Raw genomic sequence first — 22788 nt, 5'->3', positions numbered from 1 at the left:
GGAAAGAACTTCGTCCCCTTCGGCGTCGGCCTGGTCGAACTCACCGACGACACCGGCCCGGTCCTGCGCGTCGAAGGACGCCTCACCGAAAACGACCCCACCAAACTGCAATTCGGCATGGACGTCGAACTCACCATGATCCCGTTCACCACCGACGAAGACGGCAACGAAATTGTCACCTTCGCCTTCCAACCGGTGTAGAGAGGCAGCACCATGAGCAACGATGTAGCCATCATCGGCGTCGGCCTGCACCCGTTCGGCCGCTTCGACAAGACCGCGATGCAGATGGGCGCCGAGGCAATCCAATTCGCGCTCGAGGATGCGGGACTGGAATGGAAGGACATCCAGTTCGGCTTCGGCGGCAGCTACGAGGTGTCGAACCCCGATGCGGTCACCCGCCTGGTCGGGCTGACCGGTATCACTTTCACCAACGTGTTCAACGCGTGTGCCACCGCGGCCAGCGCAATTCAGCAGACCGCCGACACCATTCGGTTGGGCAAGTACGACATCGGCATCGCGATCGGCTTGGACAAACACCCTCGGGGTGCGTTCACCGACGACCCGGCCAAACTCGCACTGCCGCAGTGGTATGCCGAGAACGGCCAGTTCGTCACCACCAAGTTCTTCGGCATAAAGGCCAACCACTACATCCACAAGCACAACATCTCCGAGGAGACGCTGGCGCGGGTGGCCAACAAGAACTTCCGCAACGGAGAGCTGAACCCGAATGCGTTCCGGCGCAAGGAGATCTCGGTCGAGGAAATCATGGCCTCGCCGGTGCTGAACTACCCGCTGCGGCAGTACATGTTCTGCGCCCCAGATGAGGGTGCGGCAGCGGTCATCATGTGCCGTGCCGACATCGCGCACAAGTACACCGACAAGCCGGTGTATGTGCGGGCCAGCGAGATCCGCACACGCACCTACGGCGCCTACGAGGTGCACGGGACCTCGGCACCGCTGGATGAGGATCCCTCGCCGACGGTGTATGCGGCCAAGGCGGCCTATGAAGCCGCAGGCATCGGCCCCGAAGATGTCGACATCGCCCAGCTGCAGGACACCGACGCCGGCGCAGAGGTGATCCACATGGCCGAAACGGGACTGTGTGCCGACGGCGACCAGGAGAAGCTGCTTCTCGAAGGCGCGACGGAGATCAACGGCACGATGCCGGTAAACACCGACGGCGGCCTGATCGCCAACGGCGAGCCGATCGGCGCCTCGGGCCTGCGCCAGATGCACGAGCTCGTACGTCAGTTGCGCGGCGAGGCCGGCGAGCGCCAGGTACCGGGTAATCCGCGGGTCGGTCTGGCCCAGGTCTACGGCGCGCCGGGAACGGCCTCGGCCACCATCCTGTCGCTCTAGCTTTTCCGAGCAGTCCCCCGCAAGCGGGAGGAGCCCCCAGTGAACGTCCCCCGCAACCATCGTTTCGGGGGACGTTCGTGTCCGGTCGCACCGGGGCGGGCCTCAGGCGGGCAGTTCCAGCGGCTGCGGCTCACCTTCCAGGCGTCGCAGCCAGTCCTCACAGAACTTCAGCACCTCGGCGTGACCTGCCGTCATGCCCAGCGCCTGCTCCATGACCATCACCCGCGACACACTGGCCGCGATGAATGTCCACACGACGGGCGGCACCTCGGACGCCTCGACGCCGTAGCGCCGCAGCGCCCCGTCGATCGCCTTGGTTTCCGCCTCGCGGAACATCTCGGCGTAGCGGCCGATCTCAGCCCGCAGCGCCGGTCGATGGTTGGCCAGCCCCGTCATCTCCATCGTCAAGCGCGTAGCGCTCGGGTCGGTGCCGAACCGCCACAGCGCCCACAGCGGCTGCGGCGAGCTCAGGGCTTCGGCCTGCGCAGCCAGCCCCTCGTCAGCCCGCCGCACGAACACCGCCAGGAACAGGTCGTCCATCGTGCGGAAGTAGTAGTGCACCAACTGGGGCTTGAGACCGGCCCGCTCGGCCACCCGCCGGGACGTGACCGCGACGTACCCTTCCTCGATCATCAGCGCCTCGGCGGCGTCGAGCAGCACGATCCGGTTCTTCGCGTCAGGCGCCCCGATCCTTCGCGCCGATGCCATACCCGATCCTCCTTACGACTTACCCCCGACAACGTCTGCCTGATCGTAACTTTCGCCCAGCCACGTGACCTTGACCACGACTCTACCGTCATGCTAAGCAGGTGCTCAGCAATTTTCGCAAATTCTTCGCGCGGCGCAGCCCGTCGCGAAACCACCGCAGCGCATATCGATTTCGGGAGGCAGCGCACACCATGAGCGAGACCAACTACGACACTGTCGATTACTTCACCGACCAGTCGCTGGTGCCCGACCCGCACCCGTACTTCGACCACCTGCGCAGCAAGTGTCCGGTGGTGAAGGAGCCGAATTACGGCGTCATGGCCATCACCGGATTCGAGGAAGCCACCACGGTCCTCAAGGACACCGATCTCTTCTCATCGTGCATCGCGGTAGCGGGCCCGTTCCCGCCGCTGCCTTTCACGCCCGAGGGCGACGACATCACCGAGCAGATTGCCGCGCACCGCTCGCAGATGCCGATGTTCGAGCACATGGTCACCATGGACCCACCCGACCACACCAACGCCCGGTCCCTGCTCAATCGGCTGCTCACACCGCGCCGTTTGAAGGAGAACGAAGACTTCATGTGGCGGCTGGCTGACCAGTGCCTCGACGACTTCATCGCCGACGGCAAGTGTGAGTTCCTGAGCGCCTACGCAAAGCCCTTCTCCCTGTTGGTGATCGCCGACATGCTCGGCGTACCGGAAGAAGACCACGACGAGTTCCGCACGGTGCTGGGCGCCCCACGGCCCGGGGCTCAGGTCGGTTCACTCGACGGCGACCTCGTTGCCAGCAATCCGCTGGAATGGCTCGACGAGAAGTTCAGCGCCTACCTCGAAGACCGTCGAAAAGAACCGCGTGACGACGTGCTGACGGCACTCGCCACGGCGAACTACCCAGACGGTTCCGTACCGCCCATCATCGAGGTCGTTCGGTCCGCCACGTTCCTGTTCGCGGCCGGCCAGGAGACCACCACCAAGCTGCTCTCGGCCTCGCTGCGGGTACTCGGCGACCGCCCGGACATCCAGCAGGCCCTGCGCGACGACCGCAGCCGCATCCCGACCTTCGTCGAGGAAGCGCTGCGAATGGATGCACCCGTCAAGAGCCAGTTCCGGCTCGCCAAGAAGGACACCAAGCTCGGCGACATCGAGGTGCCTGCCGGTACCACCCTGATGGTGTGCCCCGGCGCGGTGAACCGCGACCCGGTCCGGTTCGAGGACCCGCACACGTTCAGCCTGGATCGCAAGAACGTCCGTGAGCACATCGCGTTCGGCCGCGGTGTGCACAGCTGCCCGGGTGGCCCACTGGCCCGCGTCGAGGGCCGGGTGTCGCTGGAGCGGATCCTGGACCGGATGGCCGACATCGGTATCGACGAGCAGTTCCACGGCCCCGCCGACGATCGTCGTTACTCCTACGAGCCGACGTTCATCCTGCGCGGCCTGACCGAGCTGAACATCACTTTCAAGCCGGTGCGCTGACTCCGCCGTTCGACAGGCGATTCCGCGGATCTCGCCTTCGCCGTATTTGCTATTCTCCAATTACGAGAATCACAATCTCAATGGCGAAGACGAGATTCCGGTTTCAGCACGGAGAAGCCTGGTCTCGTTCTATAGTCAGCCGACCAGTGCCAAGCCGTGGAGGTGCGTGTGAAGTCCAGCTTGATCCGTATGGCGATGAGCGCCGCGCTCGGGTTGGGGACAGCAATCGCATTGGCGCCGCCGTCGCAGGCCATGTATTTCGGCAACTACGCCCTGAACATGCCGGACCGCAGGGATTTCCACACCTGGATCTGGTCGGCGATCACCCCATGCCGCGATCCGGGGTCCGACGTCAGGCAGCACGACTGCATCACCATCAGGACCATCCCGCAACCGGTCGCCAAGGCGGTGCCCAACAGCGCGAACGCGAAGCTGGTCGATGGTCGCTACACGTTGACGATCGACGAGTTCTACGGACTCCGGTGCGGGGACATCTACTACGGGCCCACCATCCCGACCCACGACGTGTACTCGTGGGATGCCAACACACTCGCCGGCGAGATGGTGTCCTCGTTCGATGTCGGCTGCGACGGCGCTCCCGGTGGTTCCTTCACCTACCCGTTCACCCTGACAAGGATGTGATCGATGCGCGACTGGATGAGCCGGCCATTTACCTTGGCGACGGCGGCCACACTGGCCGCCGGTGCAATCGCCACGGCCGCACCGGCATTCGCCGATGATCCGGCGCCGGCCGGTCCGCCGCTGCACCACGTGCAGTACACGGTGACCGCTGACGCCCCGTACTGGGCCCACATCTACTACCGCGACACCGACCCGGTGCAGTTCTCGGATTACAGCCACAATCCGTACGAGTTCAGCCCGAGAGCCGACGTGGACGTCGCGCCGGACAGGCCATGGGTGTTCGATGCCATGCTGGCCGATCCGGACCTGTGGGCGATGGTCCTGGTGCAGAGCGGTGAGTCACCCAACTTTCCGACCCCGGGGTTCAACTGCAAGCTGGCAATCGACGGCGTGGTGGTCAAGACCAACAGCGGGCCCAAAGGCGCGCTGTGCTCGGTCCGGAACTGGTAGCCCGGCTTCACGAAACAATCGTCAAAACGCTTGAGGCGACGCAGTTTGCGTCGCCTCAAGCGTTTTCAGTCGTTGCGTCTCAGGCGTCGCCGCGAAGCCAGCGCGTCTCACCGTTCATCGGAACACAGCTCAGGAACAGCCCGTCCGGCGCCTGTGCCACCGAGTTCTGCTCGTTGATGCACAGGCTGTTCTCGTCGCGGATGCCCACCATCGGTGGCGAGCGGAACCATCTCGGCTCGTAGCGCCGCGGCGAACCACAGAACACCAGCCGGCCCCACCCGTTGCGGGCGTCGACCCCGAACACGTAGTACGAGGTGTTGTCGCACGGAGCACCGAGTACCGCGTTCGGGTTGATGCCCGGCGTGCAAAACGCGTCATTACATGTCTGCGGTCCCGCGTTTGCCTGCGGAGCAGCCAGCATCCCGGCGACAATCACTGAAGCGGTCGCCATCACCGTCACACGCACGTTGCTACTTTCGCATAGCTGGAAATTAAACTCTCAGTTTTGGAGAATATTACTACGAACCACCCGCCGCTGGTCCCCAGGATGGCAGCCTGACGGGTTGCCCTGCCCGAATCCATCGTGGAGCAGGCATTGATAGTGATATTCTCCGAAACTGAGAACATGGCTACCACGTCGTCAGGTCGGCCAGAAGGAGCGTTCATGTCAGTCTCCCGGGTTAGTGCCGTTGCGGTGGCCATCGCCGCCGCGACAACTATCGGCCTCAGTGGAGCCGCCCCGGCCAGTGCGGGCGAGCAGTGGGGCATCAACGGCACCTTCGCCACGTCGTCCAACGGCGATTGGGCCAAGATCAACGACCGCTACGAGAACCAACCCCCGGTACGCAGCAACTGGACCATATCGACCCAGTGCGTCTCCCCCACCGAATGCAATGGCACGGTGAACAGCGATGCGGGCTGGACCGCACCGATCTACACGACAAACGGCCTCTGGTACGTCAAGCGAGTCGTGCCGAACTGGCGTTTCTGCGCCGACGGCACACCCATCGAGGGCATGCAGGTATACAAGATCTACCCGGTGGGCTTCGACGGCCACGTGGACCTGGCCTCGACCGAATACACCGGCGAGGATGTGACCACCGGCCCCAGCGGCTCATGTGGGCGTAATCAGTGGCCTGCCATCCGGATGCCGTTCTACATGCGGCCCGCTTAGCTGCTGGCAGCTTCAAGCCAACACTAAAGCTGAAGACAGACAAAAGAATTGGCCCCGGGCTGTTGCCCGGGGCCAATTCTTTTGCCCTGCACTCTAGGTCGGCATCAGGTCCTGCCAGGTCTTGGGCGTGGACACCAGATCCGTCTGCTTGTACAGGTTGCCGTCACTACCCATGTACTCCCCGGTGCGCGGGTTGTACTTGGCGATCGCCACCGACGGTCCGTTTCCCGTACCGCCCTTGAACGCGCTCGGCGCCGCGCCGGGTTGTGCGGGCATGGGAAGCTCAGGAGCGTCCGGAAACACGCCTTGGCCGTGCGGGACCGGCGGAACCTCGGTTGCCTGTGGCAGGTCGGCCGGAGGCGTCGGCACCGCGTTGGGATCGCCCGCCGGTGGCGGCGGTACGCCGGGAACCGGCGGCTCCAGGTACATCGGCCGACCGGGCAGCAGCGGGCCTGGACCCGTACCGGCGAAGTTCGGAGCCGGCTGCGGTTCAGGTGCTGCCCCTGGCGGCGGGGCGTTCACTCCGGGCGGCAGGGGGGTGCCGCCGAGCGGCCCGAAGATCTTCTCGTCCGGCAGCACCCGGGTGTCGGGGGGCACACCCTGAGCGATCAGGCTGGGGTCGATCGGGTAAGGGCCGAGCGCATGCTGACGTTGCGCGATCGGCTGGAATCCCTTGGGGTCGTTGCACAATTCGACCGTGGGCGCCCGCTTGCCCGGATGCCCCATACACGGATAGTTGCGTGCGCCGCGCACGCCGATGGGGGAATCCTGCGGCAGCTTGCAGTAGATGTTGTCCGGAGTGTCGATCACGGTGGTGTCGGCCGGCGATCGCCAGGCCGAGGGCGGCAGGAAGCCGACAGTACACGTCGGTGGATCACCCAGGCCCAGCGAGAAGTCGGCCATCGGCAGACCGCTCGTGTTGTTGGTCGGCGCGTAGGTCTGCAGCTGAGCGACGTACGGCGGCAACAACACCAACAGCTGCTCGATCGACGGGTTGTAGGTCACCGCGATCTGGCCGAACGTGGTCAGATTCGCCAGCAGGATCGGCAACGTCGGCTTGATCTGCTCGAGCAGCTTGGTGGTTTCCTGGGCGAAACCCGGACCGTTGCGCAGCAGCGATCGCACCTCGGGATCGTTCTCCGCAACCTGCCCGGTGATACCGGCCAGACTTGCCGCCCAGGTTCTGATCGAATCGGTGGTCTGGGCTTGCGCGTCCAGGAACGGCTTGGAGTCATCGATCAACGCACGAGTCTGGTCTGAGATCGCGTTGGAGTCCCTGGTGATCGTCGATGCCGAGTCAAGCAGCGACCCGAAGTCATATCCGGTGCCGTTGAACGCGTTGTAGGACTCATCCAGCAGCTGGCTCAGCTTGTCCTTCGGGATGGTGTCCACAAGTGCGCTGAGCTGATCCAGCATCGGACCGACCTGCTGCGGAATCTTGGTGTTCGACACCGTGATCACCGAACCGTTGTCCAGGTAGGGCCCAGAGTTGGTGCGCGGCAACAACTCGACGTACTGCTCGCCGACCGCCGACATGCTCCGGACCTCGGCAGCCAGGTCGGCAGGCACCTTCGGAGAGCGGTCCAGGGACAGCGTCGCCTCGGCACCCTTCTCGGTCAGCTCCACCGAAGTGACCTTGCCGATCTGGGACCCGCGATAGGTGACATTGCCGAACTGATATAGGCCTCCGGTCGCCGGCAGTTCCATCTTCACCGTGATGCGACCGACACCGAGCAACGTCGGCACCTGCATATAGGCGAACAGCATGACGGCCACACCGACCACCGAGGCGACGGTGAAGAGAATCAGCTGAGTCCGGATGAAGCGTGTGAGCATTACCCACCACCTTGTGTCGTCGGCGCAGTGGGCGGAGCGGGCGGCGCCGGCTGTTCAGATGGCGCCGAACCACGTTGCTGCGCATAGGGACCCGCGAACACCGATGTCGACGGACTCGGCGGCGCAGCCGGCTGCGGCATGCCACCGGGCATCGTCATCGGAGCCGGAGGCACCACCGGAAGCACCGGGCCGGAATAGGTCGGCGCCGGGAGATCCGGTGGGGGCGGCGCGTCTGGCACGCCCGGCTCCGCTGCCTCCGGGAATGCGCCCGGCGGCGGCGGGTTCACGCCGGTCTTGAGCGGATCGTAGGTGTAGTTCAGATAGTTCGGATCGCCGGGCACCGGAACGTTTTGCGCATCTCCCTGCTCCCAACGAGTCCCCATCATCAAGCTGCGCTTGAGATGCGGGATGGTCATGTCGAAGTACGCGAACAGGTTGTAGTAATCGCCTCGGATCACCCGGTCCATGAAGCTCTGGGTGAACGGGAAATGCGGGGCATATTCGAGCACCTTGGTCAGGTCCGGCCCCACATTGGCCAGGGCCTTCAGTGCGGGTTCCAGGTTCTTCAGATTCCTGACCAGATCAGCCTGCGACTCGTTGACGAACTGGTTCGCTGTGTTGCTGAAAGTGCCCAGTTTCTGAAGTGCGGTGGTGAATCTCGGCCGCTCTTTGATCAACACGTCGAGCGCCGGTGGGATCTTCTCCAGCGCCCGGGTGATCACATCACGTTGCCCGGCGAAGGTCGAGGCCAGGCGATTCAGGCCCTCGATGGACGCCACGATGTTGTCGCGCTGGGCATCCAGCGCCCCGACGAAGGTATCCAACCGGGTGAGCAGGTCACGGAAATCGGTTTCCCGACCATTGATCGCGGCACTGAAGTTGTGGATGACGTCACCCATCTGTCCGAGACCACCACCGTTCACCACAGCGGCCAGCGAGGACAACGTCTGCTCCGTCGTCGGGTACGTCGACGAGTTGTTGAGCTGAATCGTTGCTCCCGGTTGGAGTTTTCCGTCGGGAGCCTGGCCCGCGGGCGGGTTGATCGCCAGGTGCATCGAACCCAGGAGGCTGGTCTGCCCGACGCTGGCCACCACGTTGGCCGGCACCACCACACCCGGCTTCACCGAGAACTCGACGTCGGCGTGCCAGTCCTTCACCGACAGGCTGCGTACGCTACCGACCACGACATCATTCATCATCACCGGTGAATTGGGTTCCAGTGTAGCCACATTCGCGATCTCGACGTGGTACACGCTGGAGTCGGCACCGCGGCCCACCGCCCCCGGGAGCGGCAGCGAGTTGACGCCTTGGAAGGCGCACCCGCTGGTGGTCAACGCGACGCAGGATCCGATGGCCATCGCCAGCCGCAGCGGCTTTCCCCTGATCATGCTGGCGGCGTCCCTTCTGCTGGTAACGGTGTCGCGGGCGCCGGCGCTTCGGCGGGCAGCGGACCTGGTGCAGGTCCCGGCGGCGGACCCGGTTGTCCACCAGTCGGATTGAGCATGTCCGACACCGTGTTCGGCATGTTGGGCGGATAGAACTCCCCACCCGGCAATAGCTGCTGGGCCCCTGGTGGCGGCACCCCGGGCTCCCGGCCGGTGAACGGCGGGGGCGGCTCGGGGCCAGGGTTGTAGGCAGAGATCGACGGCGGGATCTCGGGTGCGGTAGGCGACCCACCCTCGCCACCCGGTACCAGACTCGGTTCGGAGTACTCGAGCTGCTCGGGACTGGCCGATGGCATCAGGTACGGCGAGATCGGGAACGGCAGGTAGTTGAAGTTGAGCAGCCGCAACGCCGGCCCGAGATACTGCGAGCAGAGTTTCGCGGTCTCCGGTGCGGTGGTGTTCTCGACGGCGCCGATTGCACCGCAGATGAACTCGACCGGGTTGGAGAAGTTGTTCATCACGAACTGACCGACCGCGCTGCCCGAATCCGGGTTGTAAATGTTGTAGCCGTTCATGAAGGCGTTGGGCGCGACGTGGAGCAGATTCTCGATGTTCATCTTGTTGTCGACCAGGTTCTGGGTGACATTCGCCAGCCGCTGCACCTGCTCGGAGGTCTGATCACGGCTACCCGCCACGAACCGCTGCACTTCGACGACCGCTACCGACAGATTCGTCAGCGCCGCATCGAGGTCTGACCGGCTGCCGTCGACCACGCTGGTCAGGGTGGCCAACCGGTTCTGGAACTGCACCACCTGCTGGCTGCTGTCCCGCAATGCGGTAACGAACGTCTGCAGGTTCTTGATGATGTCGACGATGTTGCCGCTACCCTCGGCCAGCACTCGGGCGACGCCGGACAACTGCGAAATCGTCTGGCGCAGTTTGTCACCGTTGCCGGCCATAGCGTCGGCCGTGCTGTTGATGAACCGGGACACCGATGTCCCGTCGACGCCGCTCTGCGGTCCGAGGTCGGTGGACAACCGCATCAGCTGCTCCTTGACCTGATCCCACTCCACCGGAACGGCGGTGTGGTCCAGGCCGATCACTGCGTCGTCAGGCAGTGTCGGGCCACTCGACCGGTAGGCGGGCGCGAGCTGCACATAGCGTGCGGCGACCAGGTTCTGGGCGACGATCACCGCTTTGGCGTCCGCGGGGATCGGCACGTCATGATTGACCTTGAGGGTGACCCGGGTCTGGGTGCCCTCGGGCTTGATGGACTCGATGGTGCCGACTTTGACGCCGGAGACCCGGACATCGTCACCCGGGTAGACGCCGGTGGCCGAGGTGAACAGTGCCGAGATGGTCTTCTGCCCGAAGAACGTCTGACGCAACAGCACCGCCGCGCCGACAACCAGCAGCGCCACCAACGCCACCGCAAGCCACTTACCGAGACGACTGCGGTTCATCAGCGTGAACCTCCGGGGATTCCGTTGTAGGGCAAGGGCAATTCAGCCCGCGGACCGGCATTGTCCGGCGGCTGGCCGGCATTCTCTCCGCGCCGGAACCCGAACGCGTAGTCGAAGAACGGCTGCAGCAGCTGTGCCGGTTGCAGGTTGGGAACGTAGGCGTTGTAGTACGCCCCGTTCGCCAGGGTCTCGGCCTGGGACAACTGGAACTTGTTCAAGTTCGGCAACGCCTTGCTGATGTTGTCGCGGTTGCGCTCCAGCATCGCGGTCACGGAGTTGAGGCGCTTGAGCGTCGGCGCCAGCTGAGCCTCGTTGTCGGCGACGAGTCCCGTGAGTTGCTGCGAGACGGCTGCGGTGTTGGCCAGCAGATCGACGATGGCCTGGCGCCGGTCGTTGAGCACGCCGAGCAGATCATTGGCGTTGAGGATCAACGTGTTCAGCTGATTGCTGCGCTGTGACAGCACCACGGTGACGTCGCTCGCACTCTTGAGCAGGCTGGCCAGACTTTCGTTGCGGCCGTTGATCGATTTCGACAGGCGGCTCAGGCCGTCGAATGTCGGACCGAGCTTCGGTGCGACCTGGTCGATGGTCGCCGACAGCGTGTCCAGGGACTGGTTCAGCGATGCCGTGTCGGTACCCGCCGAATTGGTGGTCAGGTCTCCGACCACGTCGGTCAGCGAGTACGGCGACGACGTACGGGACGTGGGGATCACGTCGGTGGTGCGCAGTGTGCCGGCGCCATCGGACTCCAACGTCAGCACCCGCTCACCGAGCAGTGAACCGGTGCGGATGTGCGCGGTGGTCAGCGACCCCAGGGGGTACTTGCCCTCGGTGGTGAAGGTGACCAACGCGTCGCCGTTCTCCAGCGAAACGTCCGTGACGGCACCGATCTTGATTCCGGACAAGGTCACGTCGTTGCCGACGGCGATGCCGCCGGCCTCGCTGAACAGGGCCTGATGACGCACAGAGGAGGCCCATTGCTGCAGCCGCTCGGGCTGCAGCCCCACGGCGATGATGAGCATCATCAGCACGACGCCGATGAAACCCGCCTTGATCAGATTTGATTCGCGGTACTTAAGCATCAGGGCTCCGCGCACCTCCCGCCTTCTTGTTTGATCATCGGGAAGTGCGCAGTGCGCCCCTGTAGATCGGTGACACGGATACCAAGTCCGCAGATGTAGTACATGATCCAGCTGCCGTAGGAGCCCAGCCGGGCCAGCTTGCGGAAGTTGTCGGGGGCCTTCTGCAGGCCCCGGTCCAGGACGATCTGGTGGTCATCGAGCAACGGAGCCAGTCGGTTCATCTGATCGACGGTTCCCTTGAGCGGTGGGCGCGCCTCGGTGAGCAGGCTGGCGAGCGAGGCCGTCCCATTGTCGAGCTGGGTCACCGCTGTGCCCAACGGGTCGCGGTCCTGCGACAGACCGCTGATCAACTGCTCGAGCCGGTCGACGGTTCCGTCGAACTTCTTACCGTCCTTGGCCAGCGTTCCGACCACCGAGTTCAGGTTGTCGATCAGTTGCTGGATGACCTGGTCGTTGTTGGCCAACGTGTTCGAGAACGACGAGGTCTTGCTCAGCAGCGAATCCAGCGTGTCGCCCTGCCCTTGGAAGATCTGAATCAGGGAGGACGTCAACGCATTCACGTCCTGCGGGTTGAGCCCCTGGATCACCGGACGTAGGCCGCCTAGGAGCAGATCGAGATCGAGCGCGCTCGCGGTGCGGTCCTTGGGGATCTGCGATCCCGCTGGCAGTAGCTTGGTCGAGCCGGGGCTGTCGATCAGTTCCAGGTAGCGGTCCCCAACCAGGTTCAGGTAGCGCACCGCGACCTTGGTGCTCGTGGTCAGCGCAACACTGCGGTCGGTGTCGAAGTGGACCAGAACCGACTTATCCGGTTGCAGCGAAACGCTTTTCACCGTGCCGACCCGGACGCCGGCAACCCGCACCGAGTCTCCGGACTCAAGACGTGAGGCGTCACCGAAGACCGCAGAGTAACCCGAGTAGGAACCGCCGCGGTACTCAGAGAACGTCATGAACAGGAAGGCCGTCAGAACGGCCATCACGACGGCGAACGACGCGAACTTGATGAATGTGCTTCTGCCGCGCTTCATCCCGGCTGTCCGATCTGCATTGTGTTACGTGGCGGGCCGTCCAGGGGGCCGAACAGGATCTGCTTCAATCCGTCGGAGTTCAGCAGGATGCCCTGGTTGCCGTACTTGAACGGGTTGGCGTTGGTGTCGGTGACGAGGTACTTCGCCTTGTTGCCAAATCCGATGTACGGCAAGCCCATGCAATGCGGGCCGCCCTTGGCTGCCACCTTCGGCAGGTTCTGCGGGTAGCGGTAGCGCTCGATCCCCAGCGTGAACGCCACGTTGACCACGACGCCGGGTTCCATCTGCGGCGGCTGGTTGTAGAGGTACAGCATGCCCTTGAGGCCGCACTCGAGTCCGGGTGCGTACTCGTTGAGCAGATCGGTGGTGGGCGCCAACAGGTTCAGCGTGGTGCTGAGCGCCTGCCGGTTGCCGCCGATGACGTCGTTGCCGGCGTCGGCCAGGCCGATCGAGCTGACGAGGAAGTTGTCCAGGTTCTGCTGCTCGGCCACGATGCTGTCGCTGAGCCGGTTCGTGTTGTCGACGGTCTTGAGCAGGTCGGGCGCCGCGTCACCGTAGGCCCGCGAGACGGCGGCCATGCTCTCGATGTCGCCGGTCAGATTGGGCAGGCTCGGCTCGATCTTCTTCAGCACCGCATCGAAGTCGGACAGCGACTGCCCCATCGCCTCGCCGCGCCCGGAGAACGCCGACGACAACGCGCCGAGGGTCTCGTTCAGCTTCGCCGGGTCGATCTTGTTGAGGACATTGGTCAGTTGCTGGAAGACCGTGTTCATCTCGACCGTGACATGGTCGCCCTGCAGGGTCTGGCCGGGGCGGAGCTTGTCGGACGACGGCTTGTCCGGCGCGACGAGCTGCACGTACTTGGCGCCGAACACTGTCGTCGAGGCGATGTCGGCCTGAACGTTGCCTGGGATCAGGCGCAGCTGTGACGGGTTCATCGCCAGGTGCAGCACGGCCTTGCCGTCGGCGCGGTGCTCGATCGAGCTGACGGTGCCGACCTGCACACCACGCATCTTGACCTTGGCGTCCGGGTTCATCACCAGGCCGGCGCGGTCCGAGATCAGGGTGAGCGGCTCCGTCTTGGTGAAGCTGCCGCGGAACAGCGCGACCGCCAGCCCGAAGATCAGGCCTATCGCGACCACGGTCGCCAGGCCGGCCAATGGCCGCGCGGAGCCCCGCGCACCGAAGCTGCGTCCGGGGCGTGCTGCCACCGGCGCCGCGGTACTTGTGGTTTCGGACCGGTGGGCGGGGCCCGGTCCAACGTTTCTTGTCAACTCTTCTCCCTAACCCGACAGGTTGAAGTTGCCGTTGGAGCCGTAGACGGACAGTGACACCAGCAGGGTCACCGAGACCACGACGATCAGTGAGGTACGCACGGCGTTGCCGACCGCCACCCCGACCCCGGACGGTCCGCCGGAGGCGAAGTAGCCGAAGTAGGTGTGGATCAGCAGGATGGTGATGGCCATCAGGACGGCCTGCAGGAACGACCAGAGCAGGTCGATCGGATTGAGGAACGTCGTGAAGTAGTGGTCATAGAGGCCGCCTGACTGCCCGAGCAGCACCACGGTGGTGAACTGTGAGGCCAGGAAGGACAGGATCACCGCGATCGCGTACAGCGGTGTGATGGCGATCATCCCGGCCACGATGCGGGTCGACACCAGGTATTCGACCGGCCGGATCGCCATGGCTTCCAGCGCGTCGATCTCCTCGTTGATCCGCATCGCCCCGAGTTGGGCCGTCACGCCGGCGCCGAAGGTCGCGGCCAGGCCGATGCCGGCCACCACGGGCGCGGCGATCCGGACGTTGATGAAGGCGGCCAGGAATCCCGTCAGCGCTTCGATGCCGATGTTGCCCAGCGAGGAGTAGCCCTGGATGGCGAGCACGCCACCGGTAGCCAGGGTCAAGAATCCGACGATCACGACTGTGCCGCCGATCATGGCCAATGTGCCTGCGCCCATTGATATCTCGGCGATCAGCCGGACCAATTCCTTGCGGTAGTGCATCGCCGCATGCGGAGTGCCGGCCAGCGCCTTGATATAGAACAGCGTGTGATCGCCGATCCGGCTCAAGGTGGACACCGGCTTGTTGAACTGCCGGGTCACCCGCGGATAAGTCGACCGCAGGATCGTCATGGTTCCCATTGCGTCCCCTGCCTCAGTGCGCCGTCATGCGGATACCGATGGCCGTGACGACCACGTTGATGACGAACAAGGCCATGAAGGCGTAGACCACGGTTTCGTTCACCGCGTTACCCACCGCCTTGGCGCCGCCGCCGGTGATCGTCAATCCGCGATAGCAGGCCACGAGTCCGGCGATCAGGCCGAACAGCGCGGCCTTGACGCACGAGATGATCACCTCCGGCACACCGGTCAACAGCGTGATACCCGCCGCGAACGCACCCGGGTTCACGTCCTGGATGAACACCGAGAACACGTAGCCACCCAGGATGCCGATGATCACCACCAGGCTGTTGAGCAGCAACGCCACCAGTCCCGAGGCCAGCATCCGCGGCGTCACCAGACGCTGAATCGGATTGATGCCGAGCACCTCCATGGCGTCGATCTCCTCGCGGATCGTGCGTGAACCCAGATCCGCGCACATCGCCGTCGCCCCGGCACCGGCGACGATCAGCACCGTCACCATCGGTCCCAGCTGTGTCACCGCACCGAAGGCAGCGCCCGCGCCCGAAAGGTCGGCCGCGCCGAGTTCGCGGAGCAGGATGTTGAGGGTGAAGCTCACCAGCACGGTGAACGGGATCGCGACCAGCAGCGTCGGCGCCATCGACACGCGGGCCACAAACCAGCACTGCTCGAGGAACTCCCGGCCCTGGAACGGACGCTTGAAGATGAACCGGATGGCGTCCAGCGACATCGCGAACAGCGCCCCGACGGCCTGCATCGGACCCGACAGGCCGCGTAGCGACACTCCGGTCGACCATTTATCTGCCATGAGAACTCCTGTCCCGGCAAGTGGCTGCCGACACCGCGGTCGGTGCGCCGATGTTAGGTGCTTCACTGCGCCGGCGCTCGAGCAGATCTACTGCGTACGGTGCGGCCTGCGGCCCCAGCTGGGTCATGCCGCAACCCCGGACTCAGCACGTGCCAATCGGCCGGTTGGGCACCTGCCGATTCGGCTCTCAAACGAATTCAACTGAGTTCCAATATCTTTCACGGTCATAACAGCGCCCGAGCCTGGCAGCTCGACAATTGCCGGAACGTACGAGGTGCGTTCGGACATCTGACGCACCTCCTGTTTCCCGCTGATCTTCTGCGCTCCGCCAGACCCACCGGCGAAGCCGGACAGACTTGCCCCAACGACCGCCCCCCGAGTGCCTGATGCTATCGGACCCGGTATCTGTCGCGAAGGCAAATAACGCAGAACTTGCTCGGGTAGTTGACAATTGGGACGGCACCGGTCGTCCGGTTGCACCGCATGACTGCTCGTGCCGTGGGCTGCGATGGCAGCAGCCCACGACAGACGGATTGCGCTGGAAGCGATGAAGGGCATGACGCAGGTGGCCTAGGTGACTGCGCCGACGGTCTTGAGTTCGATGATTCGATCCCAGTCCAGACCGAGTTCGCCCAGGATGTCGTCGGTTTGTTCGGCGAATCCAGGTGCCGGCCCGGTGCTCGGCGCCGTGACGTCGAATTGCACTGGGTTGGCCACCAACTCGAGCTCGCCGGCCTGCACCAGGTACTCGTTGGCCCGGATCTGGGCGTCCTGTCCCGCCTGGAGGGTGTCCTGTACCGGAGCCCACGGCCCGGCCAGCGTGGTGAATCGCTCGCTCCACTCTGGCAAAGTCCGCTTCTTCATCGCCTCGGTGAGGATCTCGACTGCGTCGGGCGTGTGCTCTGCGAACGATTCGGCCGTGGCGAACCTCGGGTCGTAGATGTAGCCCTCCAGGTCCATGTGCCGGCAGACGTCGGCCCAGAACTTGGTCGGCTGCATCATCACGAACGAGATGTAGCGGTCGTCCGCTGTGCCGTACAACCCGACGAGCGGGTTGATCGGCGACCCGTGCACACCGGGTGGTGGTGTCACCATCAATTGGTTCAAGTGCTGGGTCAACGCCACCGTATGGCCCATCGACCACAGGCCGCTGCCCAGCAGGGATACGTCGACCACCGACGGCTCACCGGTGCGCTCCCTCTTGAACAGTGCCGCGGCGATGCCGCCGGCCAGATTGGTGCCCGAGATGGTGTCCCCGTAGGCCGGCCCGGGTGGGGCGATCATTCCCGCCATCCCGGCCGGGGTGATTGTCGCGGCGGTGCCGGCCCGGCACCAGAAGGCGGTCATGTCGTAACCGCCCTTGACCGACTCGTCACCGCGGGGACCCAGCGCGCTGCCGCGGGCGTAGATGATGTTCGGGTTGACCGCGCGGATGTCGTCGACGTCGATGCCGAACTTCTGCCGGTGCCCGGGCAGGAAACTGGTGAGGAACACATCGGCCTTTTTCGCCAGCTCGAGCAGAATCTCGCGCCCTTCGGGCACCGACATGTCGAGCCCGATGCTGCGCTTGCCACGGTTGGCGTGCTCGATGTTCGGGTTGGGATCGCCCTCGACGCGCAGCGGACCCGTCTGTCGCAGGCCGCGTTGCGGGTCGCCGGTGACGGCGTGCTCGACCTTGATGACGTCGGCACCCCACTCCCCCAGCACGGCCCCGGCCGACGGGACGAAGCCGTACATCGCAACCTCGAGAACACGGACGCCTTCGAGCGGGCCGGTCATGACAGCACCCGCGCGAACGTCTTGGCTTCCATGAACTCCTCGAGTCCGGCGGTTCCCATTTCCCGGCCGATGCCGGACTGTTTGTATCCGCCGAACGGACTGTCGGGGCTGAAGTAGTTGCCGCCGTTGATGGAGAACGTCCCGGTCCGGATCCGCCGGGCCACCGCGAGCGCGCGGTCCTCGGTACCGAACACCGCGCCGGAGAGCCCGTAGATCGAGTTGTTGGCGATGCGTACCGCGTCGTCGTCGTCTTCGTAGGCGATCACCGCGAGCACCGGTCCGAAGACCTCTTCCTGGGCGATCTCGCTGTCAGGGTCCACATCGGCCAGCAGCGTCGGGGTGTAGAAGTAGCCGGGATCGACCTTCTCGCCACCGGTCACCAGCGTGGCCCCGGCCTCGACGGCGCGCTTGACCATGCCGTCGACCTTGTCGCGCTGCTTCTCGCTGATCAACGGACCCATGTACGTCTTGGGATCCGTCGGATCCCCGTACCGAACCAGGCCGAAGTTGTTCTTGATCAGCTCGACGATCTCGTCTTTGTGCTTGGCCGGCACCAGCAGCCGCGAGGTCAGCGCGCAGCCCTGACCGGCGTGGGTGACCATGCTGAACGCCGAGAACAGTGCCGCGGTGTTGAAGTCGGCATCGTCGAGCACGATCGCGGCCGACTTGCCGCCGAGTTCCAGGAACACCTTCTTCAAGGTCTCGCTGGCCGCGGCCATGATGCGCCGGCCGGTCGGTGTGGAGCCCGTGAAGGTGACCATGTCGACGTCCGGGCTCGTGGTGAGCACTGCGCCCACCTCGGGGTCAGCGCCCGACAGCACGTTCACGACGCCGGCCGGGATGTCGGTGTGGTTGGCGATCAGCTCGCCGAGGGCCAGCGTGATCAACGGGGTGTCCGGAGCGGACTTCAGCACCACGGTGCAGCCGGCGGCCAGGGCCGGCGCCAGCTTGGCCAAGGCCAGCTGGTTCGGATAGTTGTAGGCGATGATCGCGGCCACCACGCCGCCCGCTTCCTTCTCTACCCACCGGTGATGCTGCATGCCGCGGCTCTCGATGTTTCCGAGGTCTTCGGTCAGTGGGTAGGTCTTGAGCAGCTCCGCGTAGTAGCGGACGATGTCGATCGGCCCGTCCAGCTGCGCACCGGCGCACAGCGCAGCGGTGGCCCCGACCTCGGTGGTGGTCAGTGCGGCCAGCTCGTCCCGGTGCTCGACCAGCGCCCGGTGCAACTGCTCCAGGCAATGGACCCGGAATTCGACGTTGGTGGACCAGTCGGTGTTGTCGAACGCCTGCCTGGCCGCGGCGACCGCAGCCTGGGCATCGGCGACCGTTGCGTCCGGCGCATAGCCGAACACCTCACCGGTAGCTGGATTGACGGAAGGAAACGTCCGCGGCGTCTCGCGCAGCTCTCCGCCGATCAACAACTTCCGGTCAGCCCGCTGTTCTTCCGCGATGGTCGGCGCTTCCTGCTGCATCATCCTCCTCAGGCGATTCCCTACTGTGATGGAAACTGCATTCTCATCACCGGCGAATCATACATTCGCTCGATGAGAACTCAAGTGAAAGCTAGATCAGCTAGTCATGCCCCATTCGCTGCAGATCCACCATCTACCCAGGCGGCACGCAGGTTGCGCCCGGATCTTGCGGTGCACACCGCTCCGAGAGTACGGTTCTCATAATCGGAAGGATGATTCTTGAGCCTTGAGCAAGTCCGGCGTCGCCCGGCGACCGGAGAACTGTCATGAAGAATGCCGTTGTCACCGGAGGAGGTTCGGGTATCGGGGCGGCCATCGCCGCCCGGTTGCGCGCCGACGGCCTCAATGTCGCGATACTCGACCTGCAGCCCTCGGATGACGAGTTCGCTCATGTAGCGGACGTGACCGACCGCGCCGCCGTCGATACCGCACTCAATGCCGTTCGCGCCCAACTCGGCCCGATCTCGGTGCTCGTCAACGCGGCCGGCCTGGACTGCTTCAAGCGCTTCAGCGATGTCTCGTTCGAGAAGTGGCAGCAGATCATCGACGTCAACCTCAACGGCGTATTCCACTGCATCCAGGCGGCATTGCCCGACATGCTCGAGGCCGGCTGGGGTCGCATCGTCAACATCTCGTCGTCGAGCACGCATTCGGGCCAGCCCTTCATGTCGCCCTATGTTGCGGCGAAGTCCGCGGTGAACGGCCTGACCAAGAGCCTGGCGCTGGAATTGGGGCCGAGCGGCATCACGGTCAACGCCGTTCCGCCGGGCTTCATCGACACGCCCATGCTGCGCAAGGCCGAAGGCAAGGGCTTCCTCGGCGACACCGAGAAGCAGATCGCCCAGACCCCGGTTCGGCGGATGGGCAAGCCGGAAGACATCGCCGCCGCCTGCGCCTTCTTCGTCTCCGAGGAGGCCGGCTACATCACCGGCCAGATCCTCGGTGTCAACGGCGGCCGTAACACCTGACGCGCGCGCGACGCACTCGAAACATCATCAGCGAAAGGACAAAATGTGGGAAGCGTAGAAGGCCGGGTAGCCGGGAAAGTCGCATTCATCACCGGCGCAGCCCGCGGCCAGGGCCGCAGCCACGCGGTTCGGCTGGCCGAAGAGGGCGCCGACATCATCGCGGTCGACATCTGTAAGAACTACGACACCGTCGGATATCCGATGGCGACCGCAGAAGACCTTGAAGAGACCAAGAACTACGTCGAGAAGACCGGCCGACGCATCGTCACCGCCCAGGCCGATGTCCGCAACGAGGCCGAGTTGCGCAGCGCGCTGGAGTCCGGACTCGCGGAATTCGGCAAGCTCGACATCGTCGTCGCCCAGGCGGGCGTCGCCGCGATGAAGGGCCAGCCCGCGATGCAGGCCTGGACCGACGGCATCAACACCAACTTCGTGGGCACCATCAACGCCATCCAGGTCGCGCTGCCGCACCTCAAGGAGGGCGCTTCGATCATTGCGACCGCGTCGGCCGCGGCACTGATGGACGCCCACAACAAGCCCAACCCTGGCGCCGATCCGGGCGGCATGGGCTACATGATCTCCAAGCGGCTGATCTCCGAATACGTCCATGCGCTGGCCACCGAACTGGCGGTGCGCGGCATCCGGGCCAACGTCATCCACCCCACCAACTGCAATACCAACATGCTGCAGAGCGAGCCGATGTACCGCTCGTTCCGGCCGGATCTGGAGAACCCCACCCGCGCCGATGCCGAGCCCGTGTTCGGCGTCCAGCAGGCCATGAAGGTCAACTTCATCGAGCCGGAGGACATCAGCAACGCGGTGCTGTGGCTGGCCTCGGAAGAGTCGCGTTACGTCACCGGCATGCAACTGCGTGTCGACGCCGGCGGTTACCTCAAGTGGTACGACTACCACGTCTAATTCCGCGTCCAGCGATTCGAAAGGAGTTGGCGTAGTGAAGGTTTCGGTTGATGCCAGTCGCTGCCAGGGGCACACCCTGTGCTCGATGATCGCGCCGGACTCGTTCGTCCTCGATGACGTCGACGGTCACGCGTCACCGGTTTCCGATGTGGTGCCCTCCGACCAGGAGGACGCGGTCCGCGAGGCCGCGCACTCCTGCCCTGAGCAGGCCATTGTCATCGAAGATTGATGCTGACCCGAATATCAAGGGAGACAACGCCGTGAGCATCCAGGATGTCACGACCGACGACGACCGCAAGAAGAACAACTACCACTTCGACCGGCACACACCGGAATACCGGTTGCAGTTCGAGAAGATCACCGAGGAGATGCAGTCCCGCTGCCCCATGGCGTGGACCGACAGCTACAACGGGCACTGGGTGGCTGCCGACAGCAAGCACGTCTTCGAACTGGCCCGCTGCCCTGTCGTCTCGAATCATCACGACATCAGCGGTGAGACGCCGTATCAGGGCATCACGATCCCGAAGGCCAGCCGGGCGACGGTGGTGCGCGGCGGCATCCTGGAAATGGACGAGCCCGAGCACAGCGCCTACCGCGGCGCGTTGAACCCGTACCTGTCCCCTGCCGCCGTCAAGCGGTGGGTGCCGTTCGTCGATGAGATCACCCGCGCCGCACTCGACGAGCACATCGAGTCCGGCGAGATCGACTTCGTCGAGCATCTGGCCAACGTGGTGCCCGCGGTGTTCACCCTCGCCATGATGGGTATCGAGCTCAAGAAGTGGAACGTCTACAGCGAGCCCACCCACGCGTCGGTCTACACCCCCGAGCACTCCCCCGATCGCGAGAAGATCAACGAGCAGCACCGCGAGATGGGTATCGACATCATCAACAACATGATGGAGATCCGGGAGACGCCGCGACCCGGGCTGGTCAACGCGATGCTGCAGCTACGCATCGATGGTGAACCGGCACCCGACATGGAGATTCTCGGCAACCTCGGGCTGGTCATCGGCGGCGGATTCGACACCACCACCGCACTCACCGCGCACGCGCTGGAGTGGCTGGGGCAGCACCCCGGTGACCGCACCCGGCTGAGCGATGAACGCGCGACACTCCTCGACCCGGCCACCGAGGAATTCCTGCGGTTCTTCACGCCGGCCCCCGGTGACGGCCGGACGTTCTCCGAGGATGTCGAGGTCGAAGGACAGCAGTTCAAGCAGTACGAGCGCTTGTGGCTGTCCTGGGCGATGGCCAACCGCGACCCGTCGGTGTTCGAACAGCCCAACGAGCTCATCATGGAGCGAAAGGGCAACCGGCACTTCAGCTTCGGCATCGGCGTACACCGCTGCGTGGGTTCGAATGTGGCCCGCACCGTGTTCAAGTCGATGCTCACCGCGGTGCTGGATCGGATGCCGGACTATGTGTGTGATCCCGAGGGCACCGTGCACTACGACACCATCGGCGTCATTCAGGGCATGCGAAATCTGCCGGCGCGATTCACCCCGGGCAAGAAGCTCGGCCCCGGCCTGGACGAGACCCTGGAAAAGCTGCAGCGCATATGCAATGAGCAGGAGCTGGCCCGGCCGATCACCGAGCGCAAGGAAGCCGCCGTCATCGACTGATGCAACCCGGCACCGGTTTCGCGAGGACGCCTTGTACGTCTGCCGCCTGTTAACCTCGAACGAGGTCGGGTCCGGCAAACGTGCAAGGCGTCGCCTTCTTGGGCGAACAACATGGGGGTTCCAACAGGTGATCAAGTCTTTCAAGTACATCGCGGCCGCTCTCGGTGGGCTGGCCGTGTCCATTCCGCTGGCGACGGGGGTGGCATCCGCCCAACCCGATTTCAGCGGCGTCGTCAACACGACATGTAGCTACGAGCAGGTGATGGCGGCGCTCAATGCGCAGCGTCCTGACCTGGCCCAGCAGTTCAACGCTTCCCCGTTCGCCCAGGGTGCGTTGCGTAACTTCCTGGCCTCGGGGCCGGTCGAACGCCAGCAGACGGTGGCCCAGCTGCAGGGCAGCCCGGCGGCCGCGCAGTACTTCGGGCCGATCAACTCGATCGCGGGCAGCTGCAACAACTACTGATGTCGCGGCTCCGTGGTC

22 protein-coding genes and 1 pseudogene are annotated in these 22788 nt (G+C 64.6%); 11 read left to right on the top strand and 12 right to left on the bottom strand.

Features of this window, described 5'->3' with window-relative positions; translation table 11 throughout:
- Together AB0I14_RS29165 and AB0I14_RS29160 are read left to right on the top strand one after the other, a co-directional pair.
- Window positions 1-201, top strand: a pseudogene (locus AB0I14_RS29165) (DNA-binding protein); the annotation flags it as partial.
- Window positions 202-213: 12 nt separating this feature from the next.
- On the top strand, window positions 214-1359 hold the full coding sequence (locus tag AB0I14_RS29160; protein ID WP_358029446.1) for a thiolase family protein: 1146 nt from the start codon (window positions 214-216) through the stop codon (window positions 1357-1359).
- 102 nt (window positions 1360-1461) lie between these two features.
- Here AB0I14_RS29160 and AB0I14_RS29155 read toward each other — a convergent pair whose 3' ends face one another.
- Window positions 1462-2067: a helix-turn-helix domain-containing protein gene (locus AB0I14_RS29155; protein ID WP_358029443.1), complete on the bottom strand. Its 606-nt coding sequence runs from the start codon at window positions 2065-2067 to the stop codon at window positions 1462-1464.
- A gap of 191 nt (window positions 2068-2258) precedes the next feature.
- Here AB0I14_RS29155 and AB0I14_RS29150 point away from each other — a divergent pair, with 191 nt between their 5' ends.
- The 3 genes from AB0I14_RS29150 to AB0I14_RS29140 all read left to right on the top strand — a co-directional run bounded on the left by AB0I14_RS29150 (window position 2259) and on the right by AB0I14_RS29140 (window position 4634).
- Window positions 2259-3542 carry a cytochrome P450 gene (locus AB0I14_RS29150; RefSeq protein ID WP_358029441.1) on the top strand — a complete coding sequence of 428 codons (1284 nt, stop codon included), beginning with the start codon at window positions 2259-2261 and terminating at the stop codon, window positions 3540-3542.
- A gap of 195 nt (window positions 3543-3737) precedes the next feature.
- The gene (locus AB0I14_RS29145) at window positions 3738-4184 is read left to right on the top strand and encodes a hypothetical protein (protein WP_358029482.1); all 447 of its coding nucleotides are present in this window, start codon (window positions 3738-3740) and stop codon (window positions 4182-4184) included.
- A gap of 3 nt (window positions 4185-4187) precedes the next feature.
- Window positions 4188-4634: a hypothetical protein gene (locus tag AB0I14_RS29140; RefSeq protein ID WP_358029440.1), complete on the top strand. Its 447-nt coding sequence runs from the start codon at window positions 4188-4190 to the stop codon at window positions 4632-4634.
- 79 nt (window positions 4635-4713) lie between these two features.
- On the opposite strand, the gene AB0I14_RS29135 is transcribed toward AB0I14_RS29140, so the two are convergent.
- Window positions 4714-5085 (bottom strand): hypothetical protein, encoded by a 372-nt coding sequence (locus tag AB0I14_RS29135; RefSeq protein ID WP_044524129.1) that lies wholly within the window; start codon window positions 5083-5085, stop codon window positions 4714-4716.
- A 213-nt stretch (window positions 5086-5298) separates the two neighbouring features.
- Between AB0I14_RS29135 and AB0I14_RS29130 the strand changes: the two genes are divergently transcribed.
- Window positions 5299-5808 (top strand): hypothetical protein, encoded by a 510-nt coding sequence (locus tag AB0I14_RS29130; protein WP_358029438.1) that lies wholly within the window; start codon window positions 5299-5301, stop codon window positions 5806-5808.
- Between the two features lie 93 nt (window positions 5809-5901).
- Here the strand turns inward: AB0I14_RS29130 and AB0I14_RS29125 are convergent, their stop codons facing one another.
- The 10 genes from AB0I14_RS29125 to AB0I14_RS29080 form a co-directional block, all read right to left on the bottom strand.
- Complete coding sequence (locus tag AB0I14_RS29125; protein ID WP_358029437.1) at window positions 5902-7644, bottom strand: MlaD family protein; 1743 nt, start codon at window positions 7642-7644, stop codon at window positions 5902-5904.
- Window positions 7644-9032 (bottom strand): MCE family protein, encoded by a 1389-nt coding sequence (locus AB0I14_RS29120; RefSeq protein WP_358029434.1) that lies wholly within the window; start codon window positions 9030-9032, stop codon window positions 7644-7646. The genes AB0I14_RS29125 and AB0I14_RS29120 overlap by 1 nt, the downstream gene beginning before the upstream one ends.
- On the bottom strand, window positions 9029-10492 hold the full coding sequence (locus AB0I14_RS29115) for an MCE family protein (protein WP_358029431.1): 1464 nt from the start codon (window positions 10490-10492) through the stop codon (window positions 9029-9031). The genes AB0I14_RS29120 and AB0I14_RS29115 overlap by 4 nt, the downstream gene beginning before the upstream one ends.
- The gene (locus AB0I14_RS29110) at window positions 10492-11574 is read right to left on the bottom strand and encodes an MCE family protein (protein WP_358029429.1); all 1083 of its coding nucleotides are present in this window, start codon (window positions 11572-11574) and stop codon (window positions 10492-10494) included. Before AB0I14_RS29110 ends, AB0I14_RS29115 begins: the two co-directional genes overlap by 1 nt.
- Complete coding sequence (locus AB0I14_RS29105; RefSeq protein ID WP_358029426.1) at window positions 11574-12599, bottom strand: MCE family protein; 1026 nt, start codon at window positions 12597-12599, stop codon at window positions 11574-11576. The genes AB0I14_RS29110 and AB0I14_RS29105 overlap by 1 nt, the downstream gene beginning before the upstream one ends.
- Window positions 12596-13810: an MCE family protein gene (locus tag AB0I14_RS29100; protein ID WP_358029423.1), complete on the bottom strand. Its 1215-nt coding sequence runs from the start codon at window positions 13808-13810 to the stop codon at window positions 12596-12598. Before AB0I14_RS29100 ends, AB0I14_RS29105 begins: the two co-directional genes overlap by 4 nt.
- Before the next feature lie 72 nt (window positions 13811-13882).
- Window positions 13883-14740, bottom strand: coding sequence for an ABC transporter permease (locus tag AB0I14_RS29095; RefSeq protein ID WP_358029420.1), 858 nt, complete (start codon window positions 14738-14740; stop codon window positions 13883-13885).
- A gap of 13 nt (window positions 14741-14753) precedes the next feature.
- Window positions 14754-15548 (bottom strand): ABC transporter permease, encoded by a 795-nt coding sequence (locus tag AB0I14_RS29090; RefSeq protein ID WP_358029418.1) that lies wholly within the window; start codon window positions 15546-15548, stop codon window positions 14754-14756.
- Window positions 15549-16118: 570 nt separating this feature from the next.
- On the bottom strand, window positions 16119-17327 hold the full coding sequence (locus tag AB0I14_RS29085; RefSeq protein ID WP_358029416.1) for a CoA transferase: 1209 nt from the start codon (window positions 17325-17327) through the stop codon (window positions 16119-16121).
- Complete coding sequence (locus AB0I14_RS29080; protein WP_358029413.1) at window positions 17324-18802, bottom strand: aldehyde dehydrogenase family protein; 1479 nt, start codon at window positions 18800-18802, stop codon at window positions 17324-17326. The genes AB0I14_RS29085 and AB0I14_RS29080 overlap by 4 nt, the downstream gene beginning before the upstream one ends.
- 263 nt (window positions 18803-19065) lie before the next feature.
- Here AB0I14_RS29080 and AB0I14_RS29075 point away from each other — a divergent pair, with 263 nt between their 5' ends.
- The 5 genes from AB0I14_RS29075 to AB0I14_RS29055 all read left to right on the top strand — a co-directional run bounded on the left by AB0I14_RS29075 (window position 19066) and on the right by AB0I14_RS29055 (window position 22770).
- Complete coding sequence (locus AB0I14_RS29075) at window positions 19066-19767, top strand: SDR family NAD(P)-dependent oxidoreductase (RefSeq protein ID WP_358029411.1); 702 nt, start codon at window positions 19066-19068, stop codon at window positions 19765-19767.
- A gap of 45 nt (window positions 19768-19812) precedes the next feature.
- Complete coding sequence (locus tag AB0I14_RS29070) at window positions 19813-20685, top strand: mycofactocin-coupled SDR family oxidoreductase (protein ID WP_358029409.1); 873 nt, start codon at window positions 19813-19815, stop codon at window positions 20683-20685.
- A 34-nt stretch (window positions 20686-20719) separates the two neighbouring features.
- Window positions 20720-20914, top strand: coding sequence for a ferredoxin (locus AB0I14_RS29065; protein ID WP_358029406.1), 195 nt, complete (start codon window positions 20720-20722; stop codon window positions 20912-20914).
- Between the two features lie 31 nt (window positions 20915-20945).
- Window positions 20946-22307 (top strand): cytochrome P450, encoded by a 1362-nt coding sequence (locus AB0I14_RS29060; RefSeq protein WP_358029402.1) that lies wholly within the window; start codon window positions 20946-20948, stop codon window positions 22305-22307.
- A gap of 127 nt (window positions 22308-22434) precedes the next feature.
- Entirely contained in the window at window positions 22435-22770 is a 336-nt protein-coding gene (locus AB0I14_RS29055) for a hemophore-related protein (RefSeq protein ID WP_358029399.1), read from the top strand.
- Window positions 22771-22788: the final 18 nt, after the last annotated feature.

Origin of the sequence: Mycobacterium sp. NPDC050441 (assembly GCF_040655355.1) — a bacterium.
GTDB lineage: Bacteria > Actinomycetota > Actinomycetes > Mycobacteriales > Mycobacteriaceae > Mycobacterium.
The sequence above is the reverse complement of the archived record's forward strand: the minus strand, read 5'-3'. Positions and strand labels throughout refer to the sequence as shown.

Excerpts from the sequence above, each read along its gene's own strand:
- AB0I14_RS29160 (WP_358029446.1), top strand. The coding sequence starts at position 214 with ATGAGCAACGATGTAGCCATCATCGGCGTCGGCCTGCACCCGTTCGGC.
- AB0I14_RS29155 (WP_358029443.1), bottom strand. The coding sequence starts at position 2,067 with ATGGCATCGGCGCGAAGGATCGGGGCGCCTGACGCGAAGAACCGGATC.
- AB0I14_RS29150 (WP_358029441.1), top strand. The coding sequence starts at position 2,259 with ATGAGCGAGACCAACTACGACACTGTCGATTACTTCACCGACCAGTCG.
- AB0I14_RS29145 (WP_358029482.1), top strand. The coding sequence starts at position 3,738 with ATGAGCGCCGCGCTCGGGTTGGGGACAGCAATCGCATTGGCGCCGCCG.
- AB0I14_RS29140 (WP_358029440.1), top strand. The coding sequence starts at position 4,188 with ATGCGCGACTGGATGAGCCGGCCATTTACCTTGGCGACGGCGGCCACA.
- AB0I14_RS29135 (WP_044524129.1), bottom strand. The coding sequence starts at position 5,085 with ATGGCGACCGCTTCAGTGATTGTCGCCGGGATGCTGGCTGCTCCGCAG.
- AB0I14_RS29130 (WP_358029438.1), top strand. The coding sequence starts at position 5,299 with ATGTCAGTCTCCCGGGTTAGTGCCGTTGCGGTGGCCATCGCCGCCGCG.
- AB0I14_RS29125 (WP_358029437.1), bottom strand. The coding sequence starts at position 7,644 with ATGCTCACACGCTTCATCCGGACTCAGCTGATTCTCTTCACCGTCGCC.
- AB0I14_RS29120 (WP_358029434.1), bottom strand. The coding sequence starts at position 9,032 with ATGATCAGGGGAAAGCCGCTGCGGCTGGCGATGGCCATCGGATCCTGC.
- AB0I14_RS29115 (WP_358029431.1), bottom strand. The coding sequence starts at position 10,492 with ATGAACCGCAGTCGTCTCGGTAAGTGGCTTGCGGTGGCGTTGGTGGCG.
- AB0I14_RS29110 (WP_358029429.1), bottom strand. The coding sequence starts at position 11,574 with ATGCTTAAGTACCGCGAATCAAATCTGATCAAGGCGGGTTTCATCGGC.
- AB0I14_RS29105 (WP_358029426.1), bottom strand. The coding sequence starts at position 12,599 with ATGAAGCGCGGCAGAAGCACATTCATCAAGTTCGCGTCGTTCGCCGTC.
- AB0I14_RS29095 (WP_358029420.1), bottom strand. The coding sequence starts at position 14,740 with ATGGGAACCATGACGATCCTGCGGTCGACTTATCCGCGGGTGACCCGG.
- AB0I14_RS29090 (WP_358029418.1), bottom strand. The coding sequence starts at position 15,548 with ATGGCAGATAAATGGTCGACCGGAGTGTCGCTACGCGGCCTGTCGGGT.
- AB0I14_RS29085 (WP_358029416.1), bottom strand. The coding sequence starts at position 17,327 with ATGACCGGCCCGCTCGAAGGCGTCCGTGTTCTCGAGGTTGCGATGTAC.
- AB0I14_RS29080 (WP_358029413.1), bottom strand. The coding sequence starts at position 18,802 with ATGATGCAGCAGGAAGCGCCGACCATCGCGGAAGAACAGCGGGCTGAC.
- AB0I14_RS29075 (WP_358029411.1), top strand. The coding sequence starts at position 19,066 with ATGAAGAATGCCGTTGTCACCGGAGGAGGTTCGGGTATCGGGGCGGCC.